18 protein-coding genes and 1 pseudogene are annotated in these 22,996 nt (G+C 61.6%); 17 read left to right on the top strand and 2 right to left on the bottom strand.

What is annotated here, in order from left to right:
* Positions 1-176: 176 nt before the first annotated feature.
* From F615_RS0109430 to F615_RS19665, 15 genes and pseudogenes are all read left to right on the top strand, one after another.
* Positions 177-4,097: a DUF3683 domain-containing protein gene (locus F615_RS0109430; RefSeq protein ID WP_019560935.1), complete on the top strand. Its 3,921-nt coding sequence runs from the start codon at positions 177-179 to the stop codon at positions 4,095-4,097.
* Positions 4,098-4,112: 15 nt separating this feature from the next.
* Positions 4,113-4,598 carry an HIT family protein gene (locus F615_RS0109425; protein WP_019560934.1) on the top strand — a complete coding sequence of 162 codons (486 nt, stop codon included), beginning with the start codon at positions 4,113-4,115 and terminating at the stop codon, positions 4,596-4,598.
* Between the two features lie 98 nt (positions 4,599-4,696).
* On the top strand, positions 4,697-6,394 hold the full coding sequence (locus F615_RS0109420; RefSeq protein ID WP_019560933.1) for a ShlB/FhaC/HecB family hemolysin secretion/activation protein: 1,698 nt from the start codon (positions 4,697-4,699) through the stop codon (positions 6,392-6,394).
* A gap of 73 nt (positions 6,395-6,467) precedes the next feature.
* On the top strand, positions 6,468-6,884 hold the full coding sequence (locus F615_RS0109415) for a gamma-butyrobetaine hydroxylase family protein (RefSeq protein ID WP_019560932.1): 417 nt from the start codon (positions 6,468-6,470) through the stop codon (positions 6,882-6,884).
* Between the two features lie 73 nt (positions 6,885-6,957).
* Positions 6,958-7,689 carry a bifunctional demethylmenaquinone methyltransferase/2-methoxy-6-polyprenyl-1,4-benzoquinol methylase UbiE gene (gene ubiE / locus F615_RS0109410; RefSeq protein WP_019560931.1) on the top strand — a complete coding sequence of 244 codons (732 nt, stop codon included), beginning with the start codon at positions 6,958-6,960 and terminating at the stop codon, positions 7,687-7,689.
* A gap of 430 nt (positions 7,690-8,119) precedes the next feature.
* A pseudogene (locus tag F615_RS20765) lies at positions 8,120-8,500 on the top strand (Tim44 domain-containing protein); the annotation flags it as partial.
* A 204-nt stretch (positions 8,501-8,704) separates the two neighbouring features.
* Positions 8,705-9,499: a polysaccharide export protein EpsE gene (gene epsE / locus F615_RS0109400; RefSeq protein ID WP_019560930.1), complete on the top strand. Its 795-nt coding sequence runs from the start codon at positions 8,705-8,707 to the stop codon at positions 9,497-9,499.
* Positions 9,500-9,508: 9 nt separating this feature from the next.
* A complete protein-coding gene (locus F615_RS18125; RefSeq protein ID WP_019560929.1) occupies positions 9,509-10,924 on the top strand; it encodes a Wzz/FepE/Etk N-terminal domain-containing protein in 1,416 nt (471 codons plus the stop codon).
* On the top strand, positions 10,921-11,823 hold the full coding sequence (locus tag F615_RS0109390; RefSeq protein WP_019560928.1) for a polysaccharide biosynthesis tyrosine autokinase: 903 nt from the start codon (positions 10,921-10,923) through the stop codon (positions 11,821-11,823). The genes F615_RS18125 and F615_RS0109390 overlap by 4 nt, the downstream gene beginning before the upstream one ends.
* A gap of 87 nt (positions 11,824-11,910) precedes the next feature.
* Positions 11,911-13,488, top strand: coding sequence for an O-antigen ligase family protein (locus tag F615_RS18120; protein ID WP_019560927.1), 1,578 nt, complete (start codon positions 11,911-11,913; stop codon positions 13,486-13,488).
* A gap of 23 nt (positions 13,489-13,511) precedes the next feature.
* Positions 13,512-15,074, top strand: coding sequence for an oligosaccharide flippase family protein (locus tag F615_RS18115; RefSeq protein ID WP_083932442.1), 1,563 nt, complete (start codon positions 13,512-13,514; stop codon positions 15,072-15,074).
* Complete coding sequence (locus F615_RS0109375) at positions 15,046-15,996, top strand: glycosyltransferase family 2 protein (protein WP_033371173.1); 951 nt, start codon at positions 15,046-15,048, stop codon at positions 15,994-15,996. The genes F615_RS18115 and F615_RS0109375 overlap by 29 nt, the downstream gene beginning before the upstream one ends.
* Before the next feature lie 5 nt (positions 15,997-16,001).
* Positions 16,002-16,913, top strand: coding sequence for a hypothetical protein (locus tag F615_RS0109370; protein WP_156824592.1), 912 nt, complete (start codon positions 16,002-16,004; stop codon positions 16,911-16,913).
* Between the two features lie 13 nt (positions 16,914-16,926).
* Positions 16,927-18,234, top strand: coding sequence for an ArnT family glycosyltransferase (locus F615_RS0109365; RefSeq protein WP_019560923.1), 1,308 nt, complete (start codon positions 16,927-16,929; stop codon positions 18,232-18,234).
* 89 nt (positions 18,235-18,323) lie between these two features.
* Positions 18,324-18,941 (top strand): methyltransferase domain-containing protein, encoded by a 618-nt coding sequence (locus F615_RS19665; RefSeq protein WP_169452425.1) that lies wholly within the window; start codon positions 18,324-18,326, stop codon positions 18,939-18,941.
* A gap of 12 nt (positions 18,942-18,953) precedes the next feature.
* Here the strand turns inward: F615_RS19665 and F615_RS0109350 are convergent, their stop codons facing one another.
* Together F615_RS0109350 and F615_RS0109345 are read right to left on the bottom strand one after the other, a co-directional pair.
* Entirely contained in the window at positions 18,954-20,381 is a 1,428-nt protein-coding gene (locus F615_RS0109350; protein ID WP_019560920.1) for a UbiA family prenyltransferase, read from the bottom strand.
* A gap of 5 nt (positions 20,382-20,386) precedes the next feature.
* The gene (locus F615_RS0109345) at positions 20,387-20,761 is read right to left on the bottom strand and encodes a DMT family transporter (protein ID WP_026330187.1); all 375 of its coding nucleotides are present in this window, start codon (positions 20,759-20,761) and stop codon (positions 20,387-20,389) included.
* Positions 20,762-21,002: 241 nt separating this feature from the next.
* Between F615_RS0109345 and F615_RS0109340 the strand changes: the two genes are divergently transcribed.
* Together F615_RS0109340 and F615_RS0109335 are read left to right on the top strand one after the other, a co-directional pair.
* Positions 21,003-22,028, top strand: a complete 1,026-nt coding sequence (locus tag F615_RS0109340) for a polysaccharide deacetylase family protein (RefSeq protein ID WP_083932439.1) — start codon at positions 21,003-21,005, stop codon at positions 22,026-22,028.
* A gap of 31 nt (positions 22,029-22,059) precedes the next feature.
* Entirely contained in the window at positions 22,060-22,977 is a 918-nt protein-coding gene (locus F615_RS0109335) for a glycosyltransferase family 2 protein (protein WP_019560917.1), read from the top strand.
* The last annotated feature ends 19 nt before the right edge of the window (positions 22,978-22,996 follow it).

Raw genomic sequence — 22,996 nt, 5'->3', positions numbered from 1 at the left:
AGCGGGTTAGTCCCATGGTTTGAGCCGGCGCAAAGGCGTCAACTTGCGCCAACGCAGGGCAGGCATTAGGCACGGTGCGCACACGGTTTCCCCGGCGGGGCCCCGGCGGGCTTGCTGCGCTGCGGTACGATTCGCCTTTGCGCCCTCACACTCTCAGCCCCACGCGCCAGGCGCCCATGAATGCACCGCTGCCTCTGAAGGATCTTGTCGCTTCCGCGGACGCCCCGCTCGACGCGCAGCCGCGTCTGCGCGAGATTCCCTATAACTACACCTCCTTTTCAGATCGCGAGATCGTCATTCGCATTTTGGGGGCGCGTGCCTGGGAGGTGTTGCAGCGCCTGCGCGACGAGCGTCAGACCGGCCGCTCGGCTCGCATGCTCTACGAGGTGCTGGGCGACATCTGGGTGGTCCAGCGCAATCCCTATCTTCAGGACGACTTGCTGGACAACCCCAAGCGCCGGCGGCTGCTGATCGAAGCCCTGCATCACCGTTTGCGCGAGATCGAAAAACGCCGCACGCCGCAGCTCGATCCCGAACGGGATGCCTTGGTGGGCGAGCTGCTGGACTGCGCCGGTCGTGCCGTCGAGACCTTCGCGCGCCGCTTCGAGGAAGTGGCCGCCCTGCGCCGCCGGGCCCTGCGCGTGCTGGGTCGTCACACCCGGCGCGACAACATCAAGTTCGATGGCCTGAGCCGCGTGGCCCATGTCACCGATGCCACCGACTGGCGGGTGGAGTACCCGTTCGTCGTGCTCACCCCCGATACTGAAGCCGAAATGGCCGCCTTGGTGAAGGACTGTATCGAGCTGGGGCTGACCATCATCCCGCGCGGCGGTGGCACTGGCTACACCGGCGGGGCCGTGCCACTGACGTGGAAGAGCGCGGTGATCAACACCGAGAAGCTCGAAGCCATGACCGAGGTCGAGATGGTCATGCTGCCGGGGGTGGACCATCCCGTACCCACCATCTGGACCGAAGCCGGTGTGGTCACCCAGCGCGTGGCCGATGCCGCCGAGCGGGCCGGCTATGTGTTCGCGGTGGATCCCACCTCGGCCGAAGCGTCCTGCGTGGGCGGCAACATCGCGATGAACGCCGGGGGCAAGAAAGCCGTGCTGTGGGGCACTGCGCTGGACAATCTGGCTTCCTGGCGCATGGTGACGCCCGACGCCCAGTGGCTGGAGGTGGTGCGTCTGAACCACAACCTGGGCAAGATCCACGACGTCGAGGTGGCCAGCTTCGAGCTGCGCTACTACGAAGCCGATGGCAAAACGCTCCTGCGCACCGAGCGTCTGGACATCCCGGGGCGAGCCTTCCGCAAGGAAGGCCTGGGCAAGGACGTTACCGACAAATTCCTGGCCGGTTTGCCCGGCGTGCAAAAAGAAGGCTGTGACGGCCTGATCACCAGCGCACGCTGGGTGGTGCATCGCATGCCCGCGCATGTGCGCACGGTCTGCCTGGAGTTCTTCGGCAATGCTCGTGACGCCGTGCCCAGCATCGTCGAAATCAAAGACTTCATGTTCGCCGAGGCGAAGAAGCCCGGTGGCGCCATTCTGGCGGGGCTGGAACACCTCGACGACCGCTACCTCAAGGCCGTGGGCTATGCCACCAAATCCAAACGCGGCACCTTGCCCAAGATGGTGTTGATCGGCGACATCGTGGGCGACGACCCCGACGCCGTGGCCCGTGCCGCTTCGGAAGTGGTGCGCATTGCCAATGCCCGTTCGGGCGAGGGTTTCATCGCCATCTCGGCCGATGCGCGCAAGAAGTTTTGGCTCGACCGCAAGCGCACGGCTGCCATCAGCCGCCACACCAACGCCTTCAAGATCAACGAGGACGTGGTGATCCCCCTGCACCGCATGGGTGAGTACACCAACGGCATCGAGCGCATCAACATCGAGTTGAGTCTGCGCAACAAGCTGGCGCTGCTCGACCGCTTGGAGGCGTTCTTTACCCAGGGCAACTTGCCGCTGGGCAAGACCGACGATGCCAGCGAGATCCCAAGCGCCGAATTGCTGGAAGACCGCGTTCAGCAGGCCTTGGCGCTGTTGCGCGAAGTGCGCGAACTGTGGTCGCGCTGGATGCATCAGCTCGACGTGGTGCAACCCGGGGCCGATGGCCAACCGGGTCGCAGCTACTTCGAACAGCTGCAAGACCACAGTCTGCGCGCCTCGTGGAAGACGCAGGTGCTCAAACCCCTGCAAACGATCTTCGCCGGGGCGGCGTTTGCGCCCATCCTCGACGCATGCCGGCGCATCCACAAAGAGGTCTTGCGCGGCCGCGTCTGGGTTGCCTTGCACATGCATGCCGGCGATGGCAATGTGCACACCAACATCCCGGTCAATTCCGACGATTACGAGATGCTGCAAACCGCCCATGAGGCGGTGGCACGCATCATGAAGCTGGCGCGCAGCCTCGACGGGGTCATCTCGGGCGAGCATGGCATCGGCATCACCAAGCTGGAGTTCCTCAGTGACGAGGAGATCCGCGACTTCATCGCGTACAAGCAGCGTGTCGATCCCGAAGGCCGCTTCAACAAAGGCAAGCTGATGCGCGGTGTGGCCGTCGGCGGCGAGACCTTGCATGCCGACCTGACCAATGCCTACACCCCGAGCTTCGGGTTGATGGGGCATGAGTCGCTGATCATGCAGCAGTCGGACATCGGCGCCATCGCCAACTCGGTCAAGGACTGCCTGCGTTGCGGCAAGTGCAAGCCGGTGTGCGCCACGCACGTGCCGCGAGCCAACCTGCTGTACAGCCCGCGCAACAAGATCCTAGCCACCTCGCTGCTGGTCGAAGCCTTCCTGTACGAAGAGCAGACTCGCCGCGGCGTGTCGATCCGGCACTGGGAAGAGTTCGAGGACGTGGCCGACCACTGCACGGTGTGCCACAAGTGCCTCTCCCCATGCCCGGTGAAAATCGACTTTGGCGACGTGTCCATGAACATGCGCAACCTGTTGCGCAAGATGGGCAAGAAGAGTTTCCGTCCGGGCAACAAAATGGCGATGATGATGCTCAACGCCACACGCCCGGAGACCATCAAGCTCCTGCGCACGGCCATGGTGGGCGTGGGCTTCAAGGCCCAGCGTTTGGCCAATGACTTGCTCAAGCGCGTCGCGCGCAAACAAACCGTCCGTCCTCCGGCCACGGTGGGCGCCGCGCCAGTCAAAGAGCAGGTGATTCACTTCATCAACAAGAAGCTCCCGGGCGGGCTGCCCAAGAAGACCGCGCGCGCCTTGCTGGACATCGAGGACAAGAACTATGTCCCGATCATCCGCAACCCCAAGACCACCACGCCGGAGACGGAGGCGGTGTTTTACTTCCCCGGCTGTGGCTCGGAGCGCCTGTTCAGCCAGGTTGGTTTGGCCACCCAAGCCATGTTGTGGCATGCCGGCGTGCAGACCGTGTTGCCGCCGGGCTACCTGTGCTGCGGCTACCCGCAGCGAGGTTCGGGTCAATACGACAAGGCCGAGAAAATCATCACCGACAACCGGGTGCTGTTCCACCGCGTGGCCAACACGCTCAACTATCTCGACATCAAAACCGTGGTGGTGAGCTGCGGCACGTGCTACGACCAGCTCCAGGGCTACGAGTTCGACAAGATCTTCCCCGGCTGCCGCATCATCGACATCCACGAATACCTGCTGGAGAAAGGCATCAAGCTCGAGGGGCAGGGGGCCTACCTGTACCACGACCCCTGCCATAGCCCGATGAAGCAGCAAGATCCGATGAAGACCGTCAAGGCCCTGGTGGGCGAGCAAGTGCTCAAAAGCGAGCGCTGCTGCGGTGAATCGGGCACGCTGGGCGTGACTCGGCCGGATATCGCCACCCAGGTTCGCTTCCGCAAAGAGCAAGAGATCCGCAAGGGCGAGGCCGCGTTGCGCAGCACCGGTGCCGTGCGGCCGCAGGACAACATCAAGATCCTGACCTCCTGCCCGAGCTGCTTGCAAGGGTTGTCGCGCTATGGCGAGGATCTGAACCATGGGCTGTTGGAGGCGGACTACATCGTCGTGGAGATGGCTCGCAAGATCCTGGGCGAGAACTGGATGCCCGACTACGTGAAAGCCGCCAACGATGGGGGCATCGAGCGCGTGTTGGTTTGAAGCGGAAGGCCTCCCATGCAAGCGGAAGCGTCTTGGTGCGACGACTTTGAAGCCGCTCGGCACCCGGTGACCGGTTGTCCGCTGTGCCATCAGCCGGGGGGCTGGATCGTCACGCAGCTGCCGGGTTGGCGCGTGATTCGAGTGGACGACGCAGCCTTTCCGGCCTTTTACCGGCTCGTGCGCCGTGAACACGCCTGCGAGATGAGCGATCTGGAGCCGGCCGAGCAGCAGCGTTGCCTGGCATGGCTGATGACCATCGAGGGCGTGCTGCGCCGTGAGTTGGCGCCGACCAAGATCAACCTGGCCTCGTTGGGCAATGTCGTGCCCCACCTGCACTGGCATGTGATCGCCCGCTTCGAGTGGGACAGCCATTTTCCGCAGCCCGTGTGGGGCGCTGCCCAGCGCGGGGTCGAGGCCGCGGCGCTTGGTCGTTTGCGAGAGCGTCTGCCGGCGGTGGATCGGGCCATGGCCATGGCCTTGGCCTTGGGCGGGTGGCCCTGAGCGGCGGCGCCCTCCCCAAGGACGAGGGTTGGCCACCGAAGGCTTCGGTGATGTAATCCGTGGTTTGGACCTCCGGCAGCCATGCCGGCCACAGGCTCATGGATTTCGCTTGCATCGATCGTTTCCTGACACGCCTGCAGGATGGCCTGAGGGTGCATTCCCGGGACATTCTTCTGATGGCGCGTGGTGCCGCCCTGCGGTTGGGGGGGCTCACCCTGGCGTTGGCGGCTGCAGGACCGGCGGCGTCTGCCCAACTGCAGCACGGGGACGCGCCATCGACCATCAAGGGCTTTGCGATCACGGGGGACAATCCGCTCAGCGCGGCCGATACCGCGGCATTACTGGCGCCTTTCCTGCACCGTGAAAGCTCGCCGGCCATGTTGCGACGGGTGGGGGCGGCGCTGGAGCAGGCCCTGCGTGACCAAGGCCATGGGCTGTACCGGGTGGTGTTGCCGCCGCAGAACCTCTCCGACACCATCACTTTGCAGGTGCTGCGGCAAACCATCGACAGCGTCCGGGTCGAAGGGGCGGGGCGGTACTTCGACGTCGCCGAAGTGCGCGCGGCGCTGCCCGAACTTCGAGAGCAGACCACCCCGAACCTGCGACGGCTGGCACGCGAGATGGTCATCGCCAATGACAATCCCTCGCGCCAGTTGCAAGTGGCGCTTTCGCCAGGGGCCCGCGCCGACACCGTGTCGGCCACCGTGCAGGTGCAAGAGCGTCGGCCCTGGCACGCCGGCGTGGCGTGGAACAACGACGGCACGCCAGACACCGGGCGCGATCGCCTCATCATGGCCTTGGGGCATGACAAGCCTTTCGGCTTGGACCATCGTTTCGTGGGGGTTTACGCCAGCTCGACGGATCGCCCTCATGACATCGATCAATTCGGCCTGCGCTACCGCGTGCCGGTGTATGCCTGGGGGGGCGTGGTGTCGGTCGAGCACATGCGCACCGATGGGGTCGGCCCTTTCGGGCTCGAGCCGGCCGAGCAGGCGCCTTCGACCTTTGTGTCTGTAGGGGCGGGCCACGAAACGGCCTTGGGCTATACCTACCATTTGGCCGCTGCCATCGACTGGCGTGCCAAAGCCTCGGTGAGCCTCAGAGACCGTCTGTTTCGTGCTGGCCAGCTGGCCGGCAGCGGGTCGTGGGCTTCGGATCGCCGCACCCGGGTGCTGGCGCTGGAGTATGCGGTGCAGCAAGAAGAACCCGACGGGCTCTGGTCTTGGGAGGGGCGCTTGGGACTGGCGTTCAACCTGCCGCACGGTCGGGCCAACGAGTTGGCTGCCTATCAGACCGAGAACCCCTCGATCGAGACCACCCGTTGGACGGCCTGGCGGGGCGCGGCCCAGGCCACGACCTCGCTGGGCCCTGGCTGGCAGTTGTCGGGTCGCTTGCAGGCGCAGAGCAGTACCGACCTGTTGTTGGCCGGTGAAGCTTTTGCGCTGGGCGGCATCGGTTCGGTGCGCGGCGTGCCCGAGCGCGCGCTGTATGGGGACTCCGGCATGGCAGCCACACTGGAGCTGACCGCCCCGACACGGTGGCCGGGGCTGCGTGCGCTGGCCTTCATCGACGCCGGTTGGGTGCGCAGCGATCAGCCCGACAGCCCTTTGCGCCGCCGCGAGGACCGCCTGGCCAGCATGGGGCTGGGCTTACGATATGCCCACGCCAGCGGGGCAAGCCTGCGGGCCGACTATGCCCGCGTGGTGACGGGCAGCCGCGCCGACCACAACCTTCTTCCCACCTCGCCCATTCCAGGCGACGATAAACTGCATGTGAACGTGTCCCTGGTGTTTTGAGTCGCTCTTGCAGCTCATCCAAAGCACTGCATGCACTCTGTCTGCAAAGCGCCCGAGCGCTTGGAATGACTTCATGGCTGGCCTCGACAAATCCTCCCCCGTTCCCACCGAGATCACGGTGCACCAGCGTTCGCGGGTGCTCGAGCTGCGTTTCAGCGATGGAGCGCATTTCCGCATACCGTTCGAATTGATGCGGGTGTATTCCCCCTCGGCGGAAGTGCAAGGCCATGGCCCGGGGCAGGAGGTCTTGCAGACCGGCAAGCGCGAAGTCGAGATCGTCGCGCTGGAACCGGTCGGCCACTATGCCGTGCAGCCCACCTTCAGCGACGGCCATGACTCCGGCATTTATTCCTGGGACTACCTTTACTTCCTTGGGGCCGAGCAGGATCGACTGTGGGCCGACTACGAGCGCCGCCTGGCCGAAGCCGGACTCGATCGCGACGCGCCCATGCCGGACAAGACCACGGGGGGATGCGGGCACCCTCATTGAGGACTTCACCATGTCCCGTGGCCCCACGGGGTTGTCGGCGCGGTGCGCTGCGGCCGCACTTACGATGTGAACCATGAGCACCACACATTTCGGATTTCAGACGGTTGACGAAGCGGAAAAAGCGCAACGGGTGCGCGGCGTGTTCGACTCGGTGGCCAAGCGCTACGATGTGATGAACGACCTGATGTCGGCGGGCTTGCATCGGGTCTGGAAGGCATACACCTTGGCCGTCTCGGGCGCCCGTCCCGGGCACAAAGTGCTCGACATTGCCGGCGGCACGGGCGATTTGGCGCGTGGGTTCGCCAAACGGGTGGCACCGACTGGCTTGGTCGTGCACACCGACATCAACGAATCCATGCTGCGCGTGGGCCGCGACCGCCTCATCGACGAAGGCTGCTTGCTGCCCACCGCGTTGTGCGATGCCGAGGGCTTGCCGTTTGCCTCCGACAGCTTCGACATCGTCAGTGTGGCCTTCGGTCTGCGCAACATGACGCACAAGGACAAAGCGCTGGCCGAGATGTGCCGAGTGCTGGTGCCTGGCGGCAAGCTGCTGGTGCTGGAGTTTTCCAAAGTGGCTGCGCCCTTGTCCAAGGTGTACGACTGGTATTCCTTCAATGTGTTGCCGCGACTGGGCCAATGGGTGGCCGGCGATGCCGACAGCTACCGCTATCTGGCCGAATCCATCCGCATGCACCCGGACCAGCAGGCGCTCAAGGCACTGATGAAGGAGACGGGCTTTGGCCATGTGGACGTGCACAATCTCACGGCTGGCGTGGTGGCCCTGCATGTCGGTATCAAGTGCTGAGGTGGGCCCAAGAGACCGCCGGGCCACCAGTGGGCAAGCCGACCCGTGGCCGGGCCTGTGGCTGGCCTTGACCGGAAGTCTGCCTGGTCTGGCCCAGGCCCAGCCGCAGGCTGATGCAGGTGTGCTTTCCCGTTTGGCGTCTGGGCTCGGCCTGTCACAACTGACCCATTCCCTTGGATGGGGGGGTGGGGTGGCCGAATGGTTGCTTGGACTGGCTTTGGCTGCATTGGTCGGGGGGCTGGCCTGGTGGGGCTGGCGCCGCCGGCCCCTGGCCGGGCCGACCGCGTCGGCCGCAGTGCCGGGGCGTGGCCGTCGCCTGACGCGATCCTCGTTGGCGCACAGCGAATACGATCCTTCGCATTTCGCTCCCGAGTCCAGTGTGCACCTCGTCCGTACGTCGCAGCCCAGCGAACGTGTGCCGACCCCGTGGTGGGGGGTGCCTGAAGGTTTCGATTCGGTCAGCTTCCTGGATGCAGCCAAGCGCAACTTCGTCATCCTTCAGCAAGCTTGGGACGAGGCCGATCTGGTCCGACTGGGGGAGCTGATGACCGATGACATGCTGGCCAACGTGCGCGCGCAGCTTGCCGAACGGGGCGATCGGCCCAACCGCACGGATGTCGTGACCCTGCAGGCCACCTTGCTCGGCGTGGAAGACCTGGGGGGCCACTATCTCGCCAGTGTCGAATTCTCGGGAATGATCCGCGAGGAAGTGAGCGCTGGCGCCTCTCCCTTCCGCGAAATCTGGAACCTCACGAAAGCCCGTGGTGGGCATCAGGGCTGGCTGCTGGCCGGTGTCCAGGCCCTGCAGTGAGGTCTCATCCTCCCTTCTTCCTCGACCTTCTCCCTTAATTGAGGGCTGGCCCGCACCAAGGTGGCGGGGCTAGACTGCCTTCGAGTCCTATCCTGGGCGCTGGGTTGCGCCGGGTGGATGTCCAGGTGTGTGCTGCCGTGGGTTTCGCTTCGGTCCGTGAAGCCGTACGAGTCCACCCGTCGACTGACTCCTAGGAAACACACGATGATGCGACGCTGGCTGATCCTCCTGTCTTTCTTGCTCGGGCTGTGTTCGGCCGCCCAGGCTCAGCGCGCCGAGCATATCCTCGGCCCGGGCGACGTGATCCGCATATCGGTGTATCAGAACCCCGACCTCAGCCTGGAAACCCGCATCTCCGAGCTTGGCGAAATTGCGTTTCCTCTGGTGGGCACGATCAAGCTTGCTGGACGGTCCACGACCTCGGCACAGAGCGAAATCGCACGGTTGCTGCGTGAAGGCAACTTCGTCAACAACCCCCAAGTGAGCGTGCTGCTCGTGCAAGTGCGCAGTGCGCAGGTCTCGATCCTGGGTCAAGTGGCGCGGCCGGGTCGCTATCCCATCGAGAGCGTCAATACCAAGGTGTCCGAAATGATCGCCGCCGCCGGCGGCATCACCCCGGAAGGGGGCAACATCGTGACACTGACCGGCATGCGCGATGGTCAGCCGGTTCGGCTGGAGATCGACCTGCCGGCGGTTCTGCAAGGCGGGCGGGCCGATCTCGATGTCGTGGTGGCCCATGGAGACACCTTGTTCGTCGACCGCAACCCGGTCTTCTACATCTACGGTGAAGTCCAGCGCCCTGGGGCCTATCGGCTCGAGCGCGGCACGACCCTGATGCAAGCCCTGGCCCAAGGCGGCGGACTGACGCAGCGCGGCACCGAACGTGGCTTGCGTGTGCACCGCAAAGACGGCCATGGCAACGTGCGTGTGCTGGAGCTGAAGCTGACCGACGTCGTCGAGCGTGACGACGTGATCTATGTCCGCGAATCCATTTTCTAGGCCCGCACCATGCCCCAACTGACGCCTCTCCAGTACCTGCGGATGATCTGGGCCCGAAAGTGGCTGGTCCTGGCCGTGTTCGTCACCGTGGCGACTGCCGGCATCGCCACGGTGCTGAGCCTGCCCAAGCAGTACACCGCCGAGGCCAGGCTGGTGGTGGACATGCGACCCGACCCGGTCTTGGGTGGCTTGGCGGCGCCATTCAGCATGGCCACCGAGTTGGAAGTTCTGCGCAGCGATGTCGTTGCCGCGCGGGTGGTCAAAGCCTTGGGCATGCTCGACGATCCCAAGGTGATCCAAGACTGGCGCGAGAAAACCGACGCCAAGATGCCGCTGGACCGCTACCTCGCCGGATTCATCCAGCGCAGCATGACGGTGGAACCGGTGCGCGGCAGCAATGTGATTGCAGTCAAGTTCTCGCATGGCGAGCCCGCTGTCGCGGCGGCCGCCGCCAATGCCTTGGCTCAGGCGGCGATCGATGTGTCGGTCGAGATGCGTGTGGGGCCGGCCCGGCAGTCGGCGTCCTGGTTCGAAGACCAAGCGCGTGCATTGCGCAACGAACTTGAGGCCGCCCAAGCCCGGCTTTCAAAGTTTCAACAGCAAGCAGGCATCGTGGTCACCGACGAGCGGCTGGACCAAGAAACGGCCCGGCTCAATGCCCTGATGAGCGAGCTTGCGGCGGCTCAAGCCGAGCGAGTCGATGCCGTGACGCGACAAAGAAATGCCGGTGAAGCGTCTCCGGATGTGCTCATGAATCCGGGGGTGACCCAGATCCGCAGTCAACTCAGTCAGGCCGAAGCCCGCTTGAGCGAGATCAGCCGCAACCTGGGGCGCAACCACCCGCAACGTATCCAATTGGAGGCTCAGATCGAGGAATTGCGCCAACAACTGGATGCCGAGATCCGCCGTGTGTCCAACAGCACCTCGGTGGTCAGCCGCGCCAGCGCCCAGAAAGTCGAAGCGCTGCGATCAATGATCGAGGCACAGAAACGTCGATTGCTGGAAATGCGCGCGGCAAGGGACCAGATCGCCGTGCTCATGCGCGACGTGGAAACTGCGCAAAGAGCCTATGACGCCGTGCGCCAACGCACCGGTCAACTCAATCTCGAAAGCCAGTCGAGCCAGTCGTTTTTGCGCATGCTCAGTCCGGCCATCGAACCCATGGAGTACGTCAGCCGCAAGGTGAAGGTTGGGATATTGGGATCCCTGGCCGGAGGATTGGGCTTGGGGTTGTTGCTGGCCTTAGGGTTGGAGTTGTGGGATCGGCGCATCCGGGGCGTGGAAGATTTGGATGGTGTCGAAGGCGTTCCCCTGATTGCGGCGTTTGGAGGCAAACCGACTCGAACCAGGCATCGCCCAATGCTGCCCCGGTCCCATCCGCCCAGTGGGCCAACCGTCTTGCGTTTGCCGGGAAGCAGTGCATGAAGATGTCGATGTCTGTCGTCCCAGCCCTCCAGCGCATCAGTCGGCCGATTGGGGCGATCTTGGTGGATGCGGGCAAGCTGAAGGCTCACGACATTGATCGTGTGCTCCAAGCGCAGCGCCAGCACGGCATGCGGTTTGGAGAGATGGCCGTCAAGCTCGAACTGATTTCGCCAGAGGATGTTCAACATGCTTTGGCCGCGCAGTTCGCTTTTCCTTACCTGAGGCCCAGTCCCGGAGAGCGTCTGCTCAGTGCCGAGTTGGAGACGGCCTATGAACCGTTCGGCCCTGCGGCCGAACGGTTTCGCTCCTTGCGCAACCATTTGACATTGCATTGGCTGAATAAAGCCGATAGACGGCAGATGTTGTGTGTGGTCGGCGTCAGCCCGTCAGAAGGAAGGAGCTATCTGGCTGCCAATTTGGCCGTCGTGTTTGCCCAAGCGGGGGAGCGCACGCTCTTGATCGATGCCAATCTGCGCAAACCCAGAGTGCATGAACTCTTCGCACTGGAAAACCGCAACGGATTGTCCACGCTGCTGTCGGGCCGATGCGGCAACGAGGCCATCGTTCACATCACGGACTTGGCCGGATTGTTCGTGCTGCCTGCCGGGCCGACACCCCCCAATCCACTGGAATTGTTGGGACAAATCGGGTTTGCCGACTTTCTTGGCAGTGCACGGGCCAGTTTCGATGTCGTGTTGATCGACACCCCCAGTTTGTCCGACGGTGAGGATGCCCTTTTGATCTCTGCACGTGTTGGTGCTGCCTTGCCGGTGGCGCGTAACGGTCATACCAGGGTGGAGCCATTGCGTCAGTTCATGGCTGAAATGAAAGCCATGGGCATCCAGCTGCCCGGCACGGTATTGAACACTGTGCCATCGCGTCGGGCCAAGACTCGATGATGGCATCCAACACATCGGTGCATCGTCGCTCAGGATCGACGCGGAAACGCTGGACTCGGGGTCTTTGAAACGCGCAGGTCATCGGTCATGCCAGAGCATTTCAGGGCCCTCATCGTCGTGCTGGGGGTGGCGATTCCAGCGTTTTGGGTGGCTCGCCGGGCAGTGGTTGGCCGCTTGATGGGCAGGGAGGACTTCAATCGTCGCTGCAAACTGTGGTTTGCCGTCACGCTGCTGGCCTTCTTGTCCCACGACTTTTGGCTGTACACCATCTTCGCCAGCCTCGTGTTGCTGATGGCTGGAAAAAAAGAACACAACCCGGCGGCGTTGTATGCGCTATTGGTCGTGGCGGTTCCAGGCTTCGAGCAACCCATCCCCGGCATGGGCCTGATGGAACACATCTTCGCCATCAACCATGTGCGCATGCTTCATCTGGCCATCTTGCTGCCTGCCGCACTGCGCTTGGCGAGGCAGCCGTCCGATCCGGCAAGTGGACCGTGGCGGATATGCGATGGCTTGCTGCTGACCTACTTGCTGTATTCGTTCGTGCACCGGTCGATGTTCGATTCGGTCACCGGGACGATGCGATTCGGGTTCTATCTCTGGCTTGACATTTGGTTGCCTTACTTCGTCGTCACGCGCACGGTGAGGTCCGTGGCAGCGCTCAAAGAATGCATGGCATCCTTGACCCTGGCGGTGTCCATCACTGCGGTGCTCGCGGTCTTCGAGATGACGCGCCATTGGCTGCTGTACGAAAGTCTGCGCCAGGCCCTCGGTTTACCGATTTCACTGCCGATGTACCTCACCCGAGGGGAAGGCGGAGCCTTGCGGGCCAATGTCACTTCGCTCAACGCAATTGCGCTGGGTTACACGATGATGATCGCCCTGATCTTTTCGATGGGGCTCGCACGACAGTTGGCTGCACGGTGGCAAGCGCTGTTTTCGATGCTGGTGCTGGCCGCAGGATTGTTTGCTGCCTTGTCCAGAGGCCCTTGGGTGGGGGCTGCTGCCGGGATCGTGGCCGCGATGGCGTTGGGGCCCGGGGGCCTCAAGCGTCTGGTGGCCTTGGTGGTCTTGGGCGCGATGGGGTTTGGCGTCTTGCTGTTGACGCCGTATGCGGACGATTTCATTGATCTCTTGCCCTTCGTCGGTACGGTGGAGCCGGGCAGTGTCGAGTATCGACAACGGCTTTTCGATGTGTCGATGATCGTGTTTTGGGAAAGTCCGATTTTTGGTGTGCCCGATTTCCTGTTGCACCCCGCGATGCAGGTGATGCGCCAAGGCCAAGGCATCATCGACATCGTCAACACTTACATCGGCGTGGCCTTGTCTTCCGGTGCGGTGGGCCTGGGTTTGTTCGTGGCGCCTTTCTTGTGGATAGGGCTGCTGCTGTGGCGTTCGCTGCGCAAACCGGCCTGTCGAGACGAAGAGCTTCAGCCTTTGGGGCGATCCCTGCTGGGGGCGCTGGTGGGGGTGGCCGTCACGATCGCGACGGTCAGCAGCATCACCGTGATCCCGGTGTTCTACTGGATGCTGCTGGCACTTTGCGTGACCTTTGTCCGCCAAGCGGATGCTGCATCTGTCAAAGACAAATCACATGCGGACGTTCGCGCTGCGACCTACGGTGCGCGGCATGACAACCCCTATCTCGGGGCCCTGTCGCAGTAAAGCCCCCCGTGAGAAAGACGCCCATGTCCGAACCCGCTGCACTCACTGCATCGCAATCCTCATCATCCACCCAAGCCAGTGGTGCGAAGGATCTGGGTCATCGGGTCGCTCAAGGCACGGCCTGGGTGCTGCTGGGATTTGGTCTTTCGCAGGTGGGCCGCCTCGTTGGAAACATCCTTTTGGCCGCGCTTCTCTTCCAAGAAGCTTTCGCATTGATGGCCATCGTGGCGGCCATCATGCAAGGCCTGGTGATGTTTTCCGACATCGGATTGGGGCCGAACATCGTTCAGAACAAGCGCGGCGACGAGAGGGATTTTCTCGATACGGCTTGGACACTTCAAGTGCTGCGTGGCCTCGTGCTCGCCGCGGTGGCCACAGCCTTGGCATGGCCAGTGGCAGCGTTCTATGCTCAAAACGATCCTGCCGCTTGGAACCTTCGATGGCTGATTCCGCTGGTGGCTATAGGTACACTGGTGGACGCATTCCAGTCCACCAAGCTCAAGACCGCGGCGCGGCATGTCAACTTGTCGCGGGTGACGTTCATCGAGCTGGCCGCGCAACTCGGCGGCATGGTTGTCATGCTGTTGACGGCGTGGGTCACTCGTTCCGTGCTGGCAATGGCCCTGGGGGCGATCGTCAGCGCCTTGCTGCATTGCGTGCTCAGCCATCTCATGCTTCCTGGCGCTGGCAACCGATTCTGTTGGGATCGGTCTGCGGTGCGCGACATCGTCCATTTCGGGAAGTGGGTGTTCCTCAGCACAGTGATCAGCTTTTTTGCGTTGCAGATCGACAAGTTGGTTTTCGCGCGCTTGTTTCCACTGGACCAAGTCGGCGTGTACGCGATTGCCGCCAGCCTGGCGATCATGACGCCCATGCTCATGGGGCGTTTACAGATGGCGATTGCCTTTCCTCTGTATGCACGCATGCTCGATCGCCATGAACCGCTGAGTCGGATCGTGGCCAGATCCAAGCCTCCCATGCTCTTGGCGGGTGCCTACCTGGTGACGGCCGTGATCGTTTGCGCTCAAAGCTTCGTGGACTTGGCGTATGACCATCGCTACGCCGATGCCGGGACCTACATCGTGATTCTGTCGATTGGCGCGTGGTTTGCCATCATCGATGGCATTTATGGCGCGGCTTTCCTGGCCAGCGGACGAGCCCACTGGGTGGCAGCCGTCAATGGAACCAAGGTGGCGTCATTTTGCATTTTGCTTGCGCCGGCAATCGCTTGGGGAGGGCTCGTCGGTGCGGTGTGGGCCGCTGCGCTGTCTGACCTGATCAAGCTCGTGCTGGCCATGTATCTGGCGCGGCGCATCCAATTGCTCGACGTGTGGCCTGAGCTGCGCTACACCCTGGTCATCGCCATGACCGTCTGTTTCATCCTCGTGTTGCCCGCGCAGATCGGAATCCTGCAACACCTCCACCCTGCGTGGCGGTTGCTTGCCCAGGCCTTGCTTGCGACCGCAGTGTTTGGATGGCCTTTGGCCAAGATGGCAGGCGAATGGTTGCAGCAGGTCAGGCCACCCGCCGAAGAAACTCAAACACGCTCCCATGCCTATGAACAGTCTCCATCTGCAGGACTCTGAAGGTGTGCAGCCGGACATTTCCGTGGTGATTCCTTCGTGGAACACTCTGGAACTGACGCGCGACTGCCTGCGGTCGCTCCTCCATCAAGACCAGGGCTGCACGCTGCAGGTCATTGTCGTGGACAACGGCAGCCATGATGGGTCGGCCGACATGGTGGCACGAGAGTTCCCGCAGGTGTTGCTCATTCGCAATGAGCGCAACGAGTATTTCTCGAAGGCGTGCAATCAGGGAGCGTCCGTTGCCAAGGGGCGCTACATTTGCTACCTCAACTCCGACACCATCGTCACGCCGAAGGCATTGCGACGGATGATGGAGTTTCTCGAAACCCACCCGGCCTACGGGGCCGTCGCTCCTCGTCTGGACAATCCGGATGGGAGCGTACAGCCCATCTGCCGAAGGTTCCCAAAGCTCATCGAAGTCGCCATTGACCAGTTCGGTTTTGAGCGGTTCGAGTTCGCTCGACGATACCGCGACCATGCGTCGATGAAAGACTTCGACCACCTGTCGTCAGCCGATGTAGAGCAGCCGCCCGGTGCGTGCCTGCTCATGCGTCGCAGCGACGTCGATGCCATCGGTGGTTTCGACGAATCGATGCCTCTGTTTTATAGCGATGTGGATCTTTGCCTGCGCATCTGGCGCTCGGGGCGTCCGATTCGATTCTTGGCCGAGGCGCGCATCTTTCATGTGGGGAGTGCCTCCATCGTTCGCCATCCGTTGTGGAGGGCGGAGTTCATGCGCAACCAGGTGCGCTACTTTCGCAAACATGGAGGCGTCGTCCACGCGTTCGCTGCCAAAGCCATCATTCTCACGTCGGCCATCCTGGTCGCGATCCGAACGCTGCTTGGTCCTCGCCCGCTACGCGAAAAGCGTGATTTGATCGGCCAGCTTGGTCGCTCCATGCAGATTGTGTTGGGAGGCTGAACCTGATGAACGCCATGCTGCAACAGTCATCGGACGGTGGGGGCGTGACTGGTGGTTTGCGCCTTGGCGATGTCGCGGGCCTTCGAACATGGTGGGACTTCGAGCCGAGCGAACCAAGTTTGCGTATTCGTTGGAAGCGATGGGTCGCTTGCCGGTTCTACCGGCGTCCGAGGCCCCCCTCGGTGGCGATCAAGCCGGCCTTTGCCCGTGAGCGTTGGGTGGCCTATTTCATTTTCCTTCCATGGGGTCAGTTGAGTGAAGCCCACCGCTTCACGTTGAGCCGCTTGCGCGATGAGGGGTGCAGCGTTCTCGTCGTGTGCGCCACTTCCGACGCGTCTGCTGTTCCCGAAGAGCTGCATTCGTATGCCAATGCTCTGTATTGGAAAGGGTTGGGAGGGTACGACTTTTCTGCTTACACCTTGGCACTCGAGACGATTGCCGAGCATTCCCCTCATGCGGACGTGCTCCTTCTCAATGATTCGATGTTCGGTCCGTTTCATCCCGTGTTGCCTTTCTTGCGGGAGGCGCGTTGGGACCTGACCGGCTTTACTGGGTCGGCGCTCAATGAGAACCATCTTCAGTCGTATGCCTTCATCGTTCGGCATGTCACCGGCACTCGGTTGAGTCAGTTACGCGCAGTCTTTTTTTCAGATCATGCGTTTGATGGGGCTGATCAGGTCATCTGGGTCCAAGAGCTCTTGATGGCTCGCGTGGCCTACCAATCCATGTCGGTGGGCGCTTATTGGTACAGCGATGGGACGTCGATCGACGATCCGTGCCTACGGCGACCTTTCGAGCTTGTGGACGCCGGTTTTCCGTTTATGAAGAAGTCTTTGCTTGGCAAGATGATGCGATTCCAGCAGCCCGATCGAGTGCGTGCATTGCTCAAAGCGCATGGGCATCCGCAATGCCAATAGACAGGATCTCGCGATGCAAGATGCTTTGTTTTCACGTGGAGAAGAGCGCTGGTCCGATGCCCGACGCTTGATGTGGATCATTGTCATGGCCGTGTCGCTGAGACTGGTGTGGGCCCTGCTCATCCCAGTGATCCCGCTGTCGGACAGTGCCGGCTACGACATATTTGCTCGCAACCTCGTCGAGCACGCCGTGTTTGGCTGGACGCCGGAGCATCCATTCGCTTTCTGGCCTCCTGGGACATCGTTCGTTTATGCCGCGATGTACTGGATGTTCGGCTATGGCTACGCGAGCTTGGTCGTTGTGCACATCATGATCTCCGTGGCTCTCATTCTGACCTCGGCTCGGGTCGCCCGCCGTTTTTATGGGGAGTCGGCGGCCCTGTGGTGTGCCGGTTTGTTGGCAGCATGGCCTACTTTGATCATGTTCACCACCATCTTGGCCAGTGAGTTGCTGTTCGCAACGTTGACGGTGGCGGCCTTGGATGTCTGGACGATGCCTCGAGGCTCGGTTTGGCGGCGGGGAGCCTGGGCCGGATTGCTCTTGGGCATGGCTGCTCTGGTTCGCCCCCAAGCGCTCATGCTGCCGGGCGTGTACGCGATGGCCATGGTGTTGACCTCGTCGGTTCCCCGTCGTCATCTGGGGCATCAGCTACGAACGGCTCTGATGGCAGGTGTGGTCATGGCTGTGGTGATTGCCCCATGGACTTGGCGCAACTACCAGCTCTATGGCGAGCTGGTTCTCATTTCCACCAATGGAGGCATCACGTTATGGATGGGTAATACGCCAGGCACCGGAGGCAGCCACATGAACGTGCCCCCATCCATTGCGGAATTGCCCGACAACGTGCAAGCCCGCGTGCTGGGCGCCATGGCGCGCGAGTACATCTTGGCCGATCCGGTGGCATTCGTCGTTCGTGCTTTCAGAAAATTGTTTTTGCTTTACGGCAATGAATCGATCGGAGTGGGATGGAACGCCGAAGGCATTGCTCAGCGCTTCGGGGAGTCCTCCGTGCTATGGTTCAAACGATTTACCCAAGTGACATGGGCTGCACTTTTCCTGATGAGCCTGTACGGTGTTTGGGTGATCTCTCGTCGCGAAGGATGGGTGCGCGTTGTGTTCTCACCCGTCATGCTGACGGTCGTCGCTTACACGGTGATTCATGCGGTTGTCGTGTCTCAGGATCGCTACCACCTGAACTTTGCGGGTCAGATTGCGATGTTTTTTGGAATCGGCATGGCCCATCTCACTCACCAATGGCGTAATTCGTCGCGGCTTGCGCGCGCCGTCCATGAGTCTGGGCGGGTCTTGCGTTCACATTGATCTTCCGAGGACGCCACCTCATGGTTGCAAACCGTATCCCTTCATCGTCTCGGTTGGACGCAGCGGTTCTTGCAACCGAGGCTCGGTTCGTGTATCGACGCGAGCCCAACGCCAGGGTGCGGCTGTTTCAGGGGCTTCGTCCACACATCTGTCCTTTGGAAGATGTGATGGAGCAGGTTCCTGTGGGATCTCGCGTGCTCGACGTTGGCTGCGGCGCAGGATTGTTTCTGTTGCTGCTTGCGCGTCAAGGCAGAGTCGACAAGGGATATGGTTTCGATGTGGCTGCACCCGCGATTCAAGCTGCTCAGCGGGCGGCACGGGATTCTGGGCTGGCGGACTGCCTGGACTTTCAGGTTCGATCCATTGAAGATGGCATACCTTCTGGACCTTGGAATGTGGTGAGCGTCGTGGATGTGATCCACCATGTGCCATCTCCACATCAGCGCAGTTTCGTGGCCTCTTTATGCGATCGGGTTCCCGTGGGTGGTCGTTTGATCATCAAAGACATGGTAAGCCGTCCATATTGGCGCGCACTTGCCAACCAGATGCATGACCTGGTGCTGGCTCGCCAATGGGTGCATCACGTCGGCCCCGATCAAGTCGATGCCTGGGTCGCGTCGCACGGCTTGCGCCGGATTTACAACAGTCGCATCGATCGCTGGTGGTATGGGCACTGGACCATGGTGTATGAAAGGCCTTCGCTTTGAGTCCATGGCGCGTCATGCCAGCAAAAAAAATATGGTGGACAAGGTGACGACCAACAGGCTTTGCCAGTCTCGTACGGCGAAAACCACCGGGTCATCATCGATTTCGCCGCGGTGCGCTTTCATCCATAGCCGGCTTACCCAGTACAACAACAAGGGGGGGACCAGCCATAGCCAAAGGGGATTGCCATAGGTCTTGGAGATCTCCGGATTGTTGATGTACAAGGCGAACACCAGCACGGACACCATGCCAGATCCCGTCCCGATCGACATCAGGACGGGCAGGTCTTTGACGGTGTAGCCACGTCCCGCAGGCTGCCCCTGTCGTTGCTGCAGCGTGACCAACAACTCCGAGTAGCGTTTGACTACCGCCAAGCTCAGGAAGATGAACATGGAAAAAGCCAGCAGCCAGAACGACGGCACGATGCCCGTGGCAGCCCCGCCCGCGATGACCCTCAGTGTATAAAGGCCAGCAAGCATTAAGACATCCACAATGACCTGCCGCTTCAGGAGAAGCGAGTAGGCCAGCGTCAGGAAGAAATACAAGACCAAGACCAGCAAAAACCTGGCAGGCAGTGAGGCTGCGATACCGAAAGCGCCTGCCAAAAGAACCGGGACCATCAAGCAGCCTTGCCATATGGGGATCAGCCCGGAAGCAAAAGGCCGAAAACGTTTGCGCACGTGCCGACGATCGGACTCCAAGTCGACGAGATCATTGAGCACATAGACGGCCGATGCGCATAAGCTGAACGCCAAGAAGCCCATCACAGCGGCTTGCAACTCGTCGATGCGGCCCCAGGCATGCGCAGCGATCAAGGGGACGAACACCAACAAATTCTTCAGCCATTGATGAACTCGCAGTGCCTTCAGGTAAGTCATCGAGCCCGGACGAATCGGGGTGATCACCCGTTCGACTTCGGTGACTCGCCGCGCGGCCTGGATGAGTGAATCGCTGGCAGATACCACTGTGGCTCGGCGAGCATGTTGCCAAACGGGTAGATCCGCCCGGTCATTGCCGAGGTAGTCGAAGCCACGCTCTCCGTAGCGAGAAACCAAGTCCTGGCCCTTGGTTTGACCCGAGAGGTTCACCTTCTCATCGGAGGCCACCACATCGTCGAACAGACCCAGGTGGCTGGCGATGCCTTCGGCTTGAGACCGGTGTGAAGCCGTGGCCAGGACGACGGTTCGCCCCTCCACGCGCGCTCGACGTACCATGTCGACCACATCATCGTTCAGCGGCAACGTGCTCCATGAGAATGACACGGATTGCGCCAGCCGTGCCTTCAGATAGGCTTTCCCTTTCAAGAGCCACATCGGCAGGAGAAAAATCTTCCACGGGGCGTTTTTGAGCAGTAAAAGCACGCCTTCGTGGAGCAAATCCGTGCGAAGCAGGGTGCCGTCACAATCGACGCAAAGCGGCACGTCGTGATGCAAGGCGTTCATTCGGCTCATTGATGCGCGAGTATTGCTACACCGACGGCGATGAGCACGGTGCCAGCGATGCGTGTGAGAGTCAGGCTGTCTCCATGGATCCACCAAGCAAGCAGCATAGTGATGACGAAGCCCAAACCCACGAACGGATAAGCCAGACTGACCTCGACCTTGGCGAGGATCAGCAGCCAGAGAACCGCGCTAGCGAAATACAGCGCCAAACCGCACAGTACGAATGGGTGGGTCCCGACCGTCCAGGCCGTGGACCATCGAGCGCCTTGGGCCAAGCTAGCTTGCACCGTGTCGGCACTCATGCCTGCTTTGAGGATGATTTGTGCCATCGAGGTCAAGAGCACATTGACGAGAATCAGACCGAGCACCGAACGGGACATGCTGGCATCCATATCGACGAGTGCCGACGGACGGGACGGATTGCGCCGAGCACTGCCATGTCCCCGTCGGCGAGCGCAGTGTGACGCAGGATCGCCTGACCGGTACACGCCCAAGTAGGGGGTCGTACGCCGCCCGGGTCGAGGAAATAATCCAGAGCACTCTTCCAGTGCGTCGGCCGCTCGGTAGGTGGCCGAACATTGTCCGCCGTGGCCATTCACGTGATTGCGGGTTCATCCTTCCATGCCGCTAGCGACACTGACAGCTTTGTTTCCCAAGCAGCTGGGTCGCCGAGTCCTGACCTCCGGTGGCATCTATGCCCTAGCGCGTCGCCGAGTGCTGCGTGGCGATCCGGTGACCGTCCTGATGTATCACACCCTGGGGCCTGACGACGAGCAATTCGACGCATGGACCGTCGTTCGCCGGTCCGATTTCATTGCGCAGATGCAATGGCTGCGGCTGCATTACGACATCGTTTCCTTGGATGAGGCGGTGGCCCACGTCCGCGGCAGCACCTATTCTGCTCGCCCCAAAGTGGTCGTGACCTTCGATGATGGACACACCGGCCTGTACCGATACCTGCTGCCTCTGCTGGATGGGTTGCGCTTGCCGGTCACGATTTATGTGGCGACCGGACATATCGCAAATGGTCGTCCGTATTGGTTCGACCGCGTGATGAATGCCTTGCAGGTTTGTCAGGCCGTCACACTCGAGCTTTCCTGCTACGGCCTGGAGTCCTTCGTCGTGCCGACCGGATCCGGTCCGGTGCGCTGGCAGTTGCTGGGGACGCTACTGCAAGCGCTCAAAGGGCTGGGCCCTGAGCAGCGCGAAGTGGCGGCCGATGACGTGGTGCGTCAGCTGCAGCCGTATCGACGCAGCGACTTCGAGCCGCTTGCGCCTCTGAGCATCGAGCAGCTGCGACAGCTGTCGCGTTCTCCTTGGGTGACGCTTGGCGCTCATACCGATTGTCACAACTTGCTCGATCAGATTTCGATCGACGATGCCTTGGCATCCATGGTGCTCTCGGCTCGGCGGCTGCGTGAGTGGACCGGGCGCGATATCGTTCACTTTGCCTATCCCAATGGCAATCACAACCGAGCGCTGATGGAATGCGCCCGGTCTGTGGGCTTTCAAACGGCGCTGACCACCCGAAAAGGGCTGTGGCGTCGCGGCGATCCCTTCTTTGCCATTGGCCGCATACCGGTGGGTCGCTATGACGATCTGACCCGGTTCAAATTGAACTTGCTGGGGAGCCCATGGCGCCATTGACCTTCTGGCTCCCGAAGGTGGACAAGTCTCCATGAACAGTGGCCAGCGCTACGTCCTGATTTCGCCGTGCCGCAACGAGGCCCGCTATATGCGCCAGACGTTGGACAGTGTTTTGGCGCAATCGGTGCTACCGGCGAAATGGGTCATCGTCGACGATGGATCGACGGACGATACCCCAACGATTTTGAAAGAGTACGTGCAGCGCTACCCCTGGATCGAAGTCATCACGCGAGCCGACCGTGGTTACCGCGCCGTCGGCCCCGGAGTGGTGGATGCCTTTTACAGCGGTTATGCAGCCATCGATCCTGCGGAGTACGACTTTCTGTGCAAGCTCGATCTCGATCTGCGGCTGCCCCCGAGGTATTTCGAAATCTTGATGCATCGCATGAACGAAGACCGCAGCATCGCCACGTGTAGCGGCAAAGCCTATGTCGAAGAAGGCGGCAGACTGATCAGCGAGCGCCACGGAGATGACACATCTCTGGGCATGACCAAGTTCTACCGGACAGCCTGTTTTCGGGCCATTGGTGGGTTTGTTCGGGAGGTGATGTGGGACGGCATCGATTGCCATCAATGCCGCATGCGTGGGTGGCAGGCCTGCAGCTGGGATGAGCCCGAGTTGCGCTTCATTCATTTGCGGCCCATGGGATCCAGCCAGAGAGGCATCCTCACCGGGCGTATGCGTCATGGCTATGGGCAGTATTTCATGGGCACCGGATTCTTGTTCATGGCTGCCAGTGCCGTGTCCCGCATCCATCAGAAACCTTATGTGCTCGGAAGCTTGGCCATGCTGTGGGGCTGGCTGAGCAGTGCCATCCAGCGAAAGCCCCGCTATCAAGATGTGGCGTTCCGGGCCTTTCTGAGGCGTTACCACCGCCGCGTTCTGCTCGTTGGCAAGCGTAAAGCGGTGCAGGAAATGCGCCAACTCTATGAGCCCTTGCCCTATTGATTTCTCGCATGCCTCCCGT

The sequence above is a fragment of the Caldimonas manganoxidans ATCC BAA-369 genome (assembly GCF_000381125.1).
In the GTDB taxonomy this organism is placed as follows: Bacteria; Pseudomonadota; Gammaproteobacteria; order Burkholderiales; family Burkholderiaceae_C; genus Caldimonas; species Caldimonas manganoxidans.
This window is presented reverse-complemented; position numbering and strand designations above follow the sequence as displayed.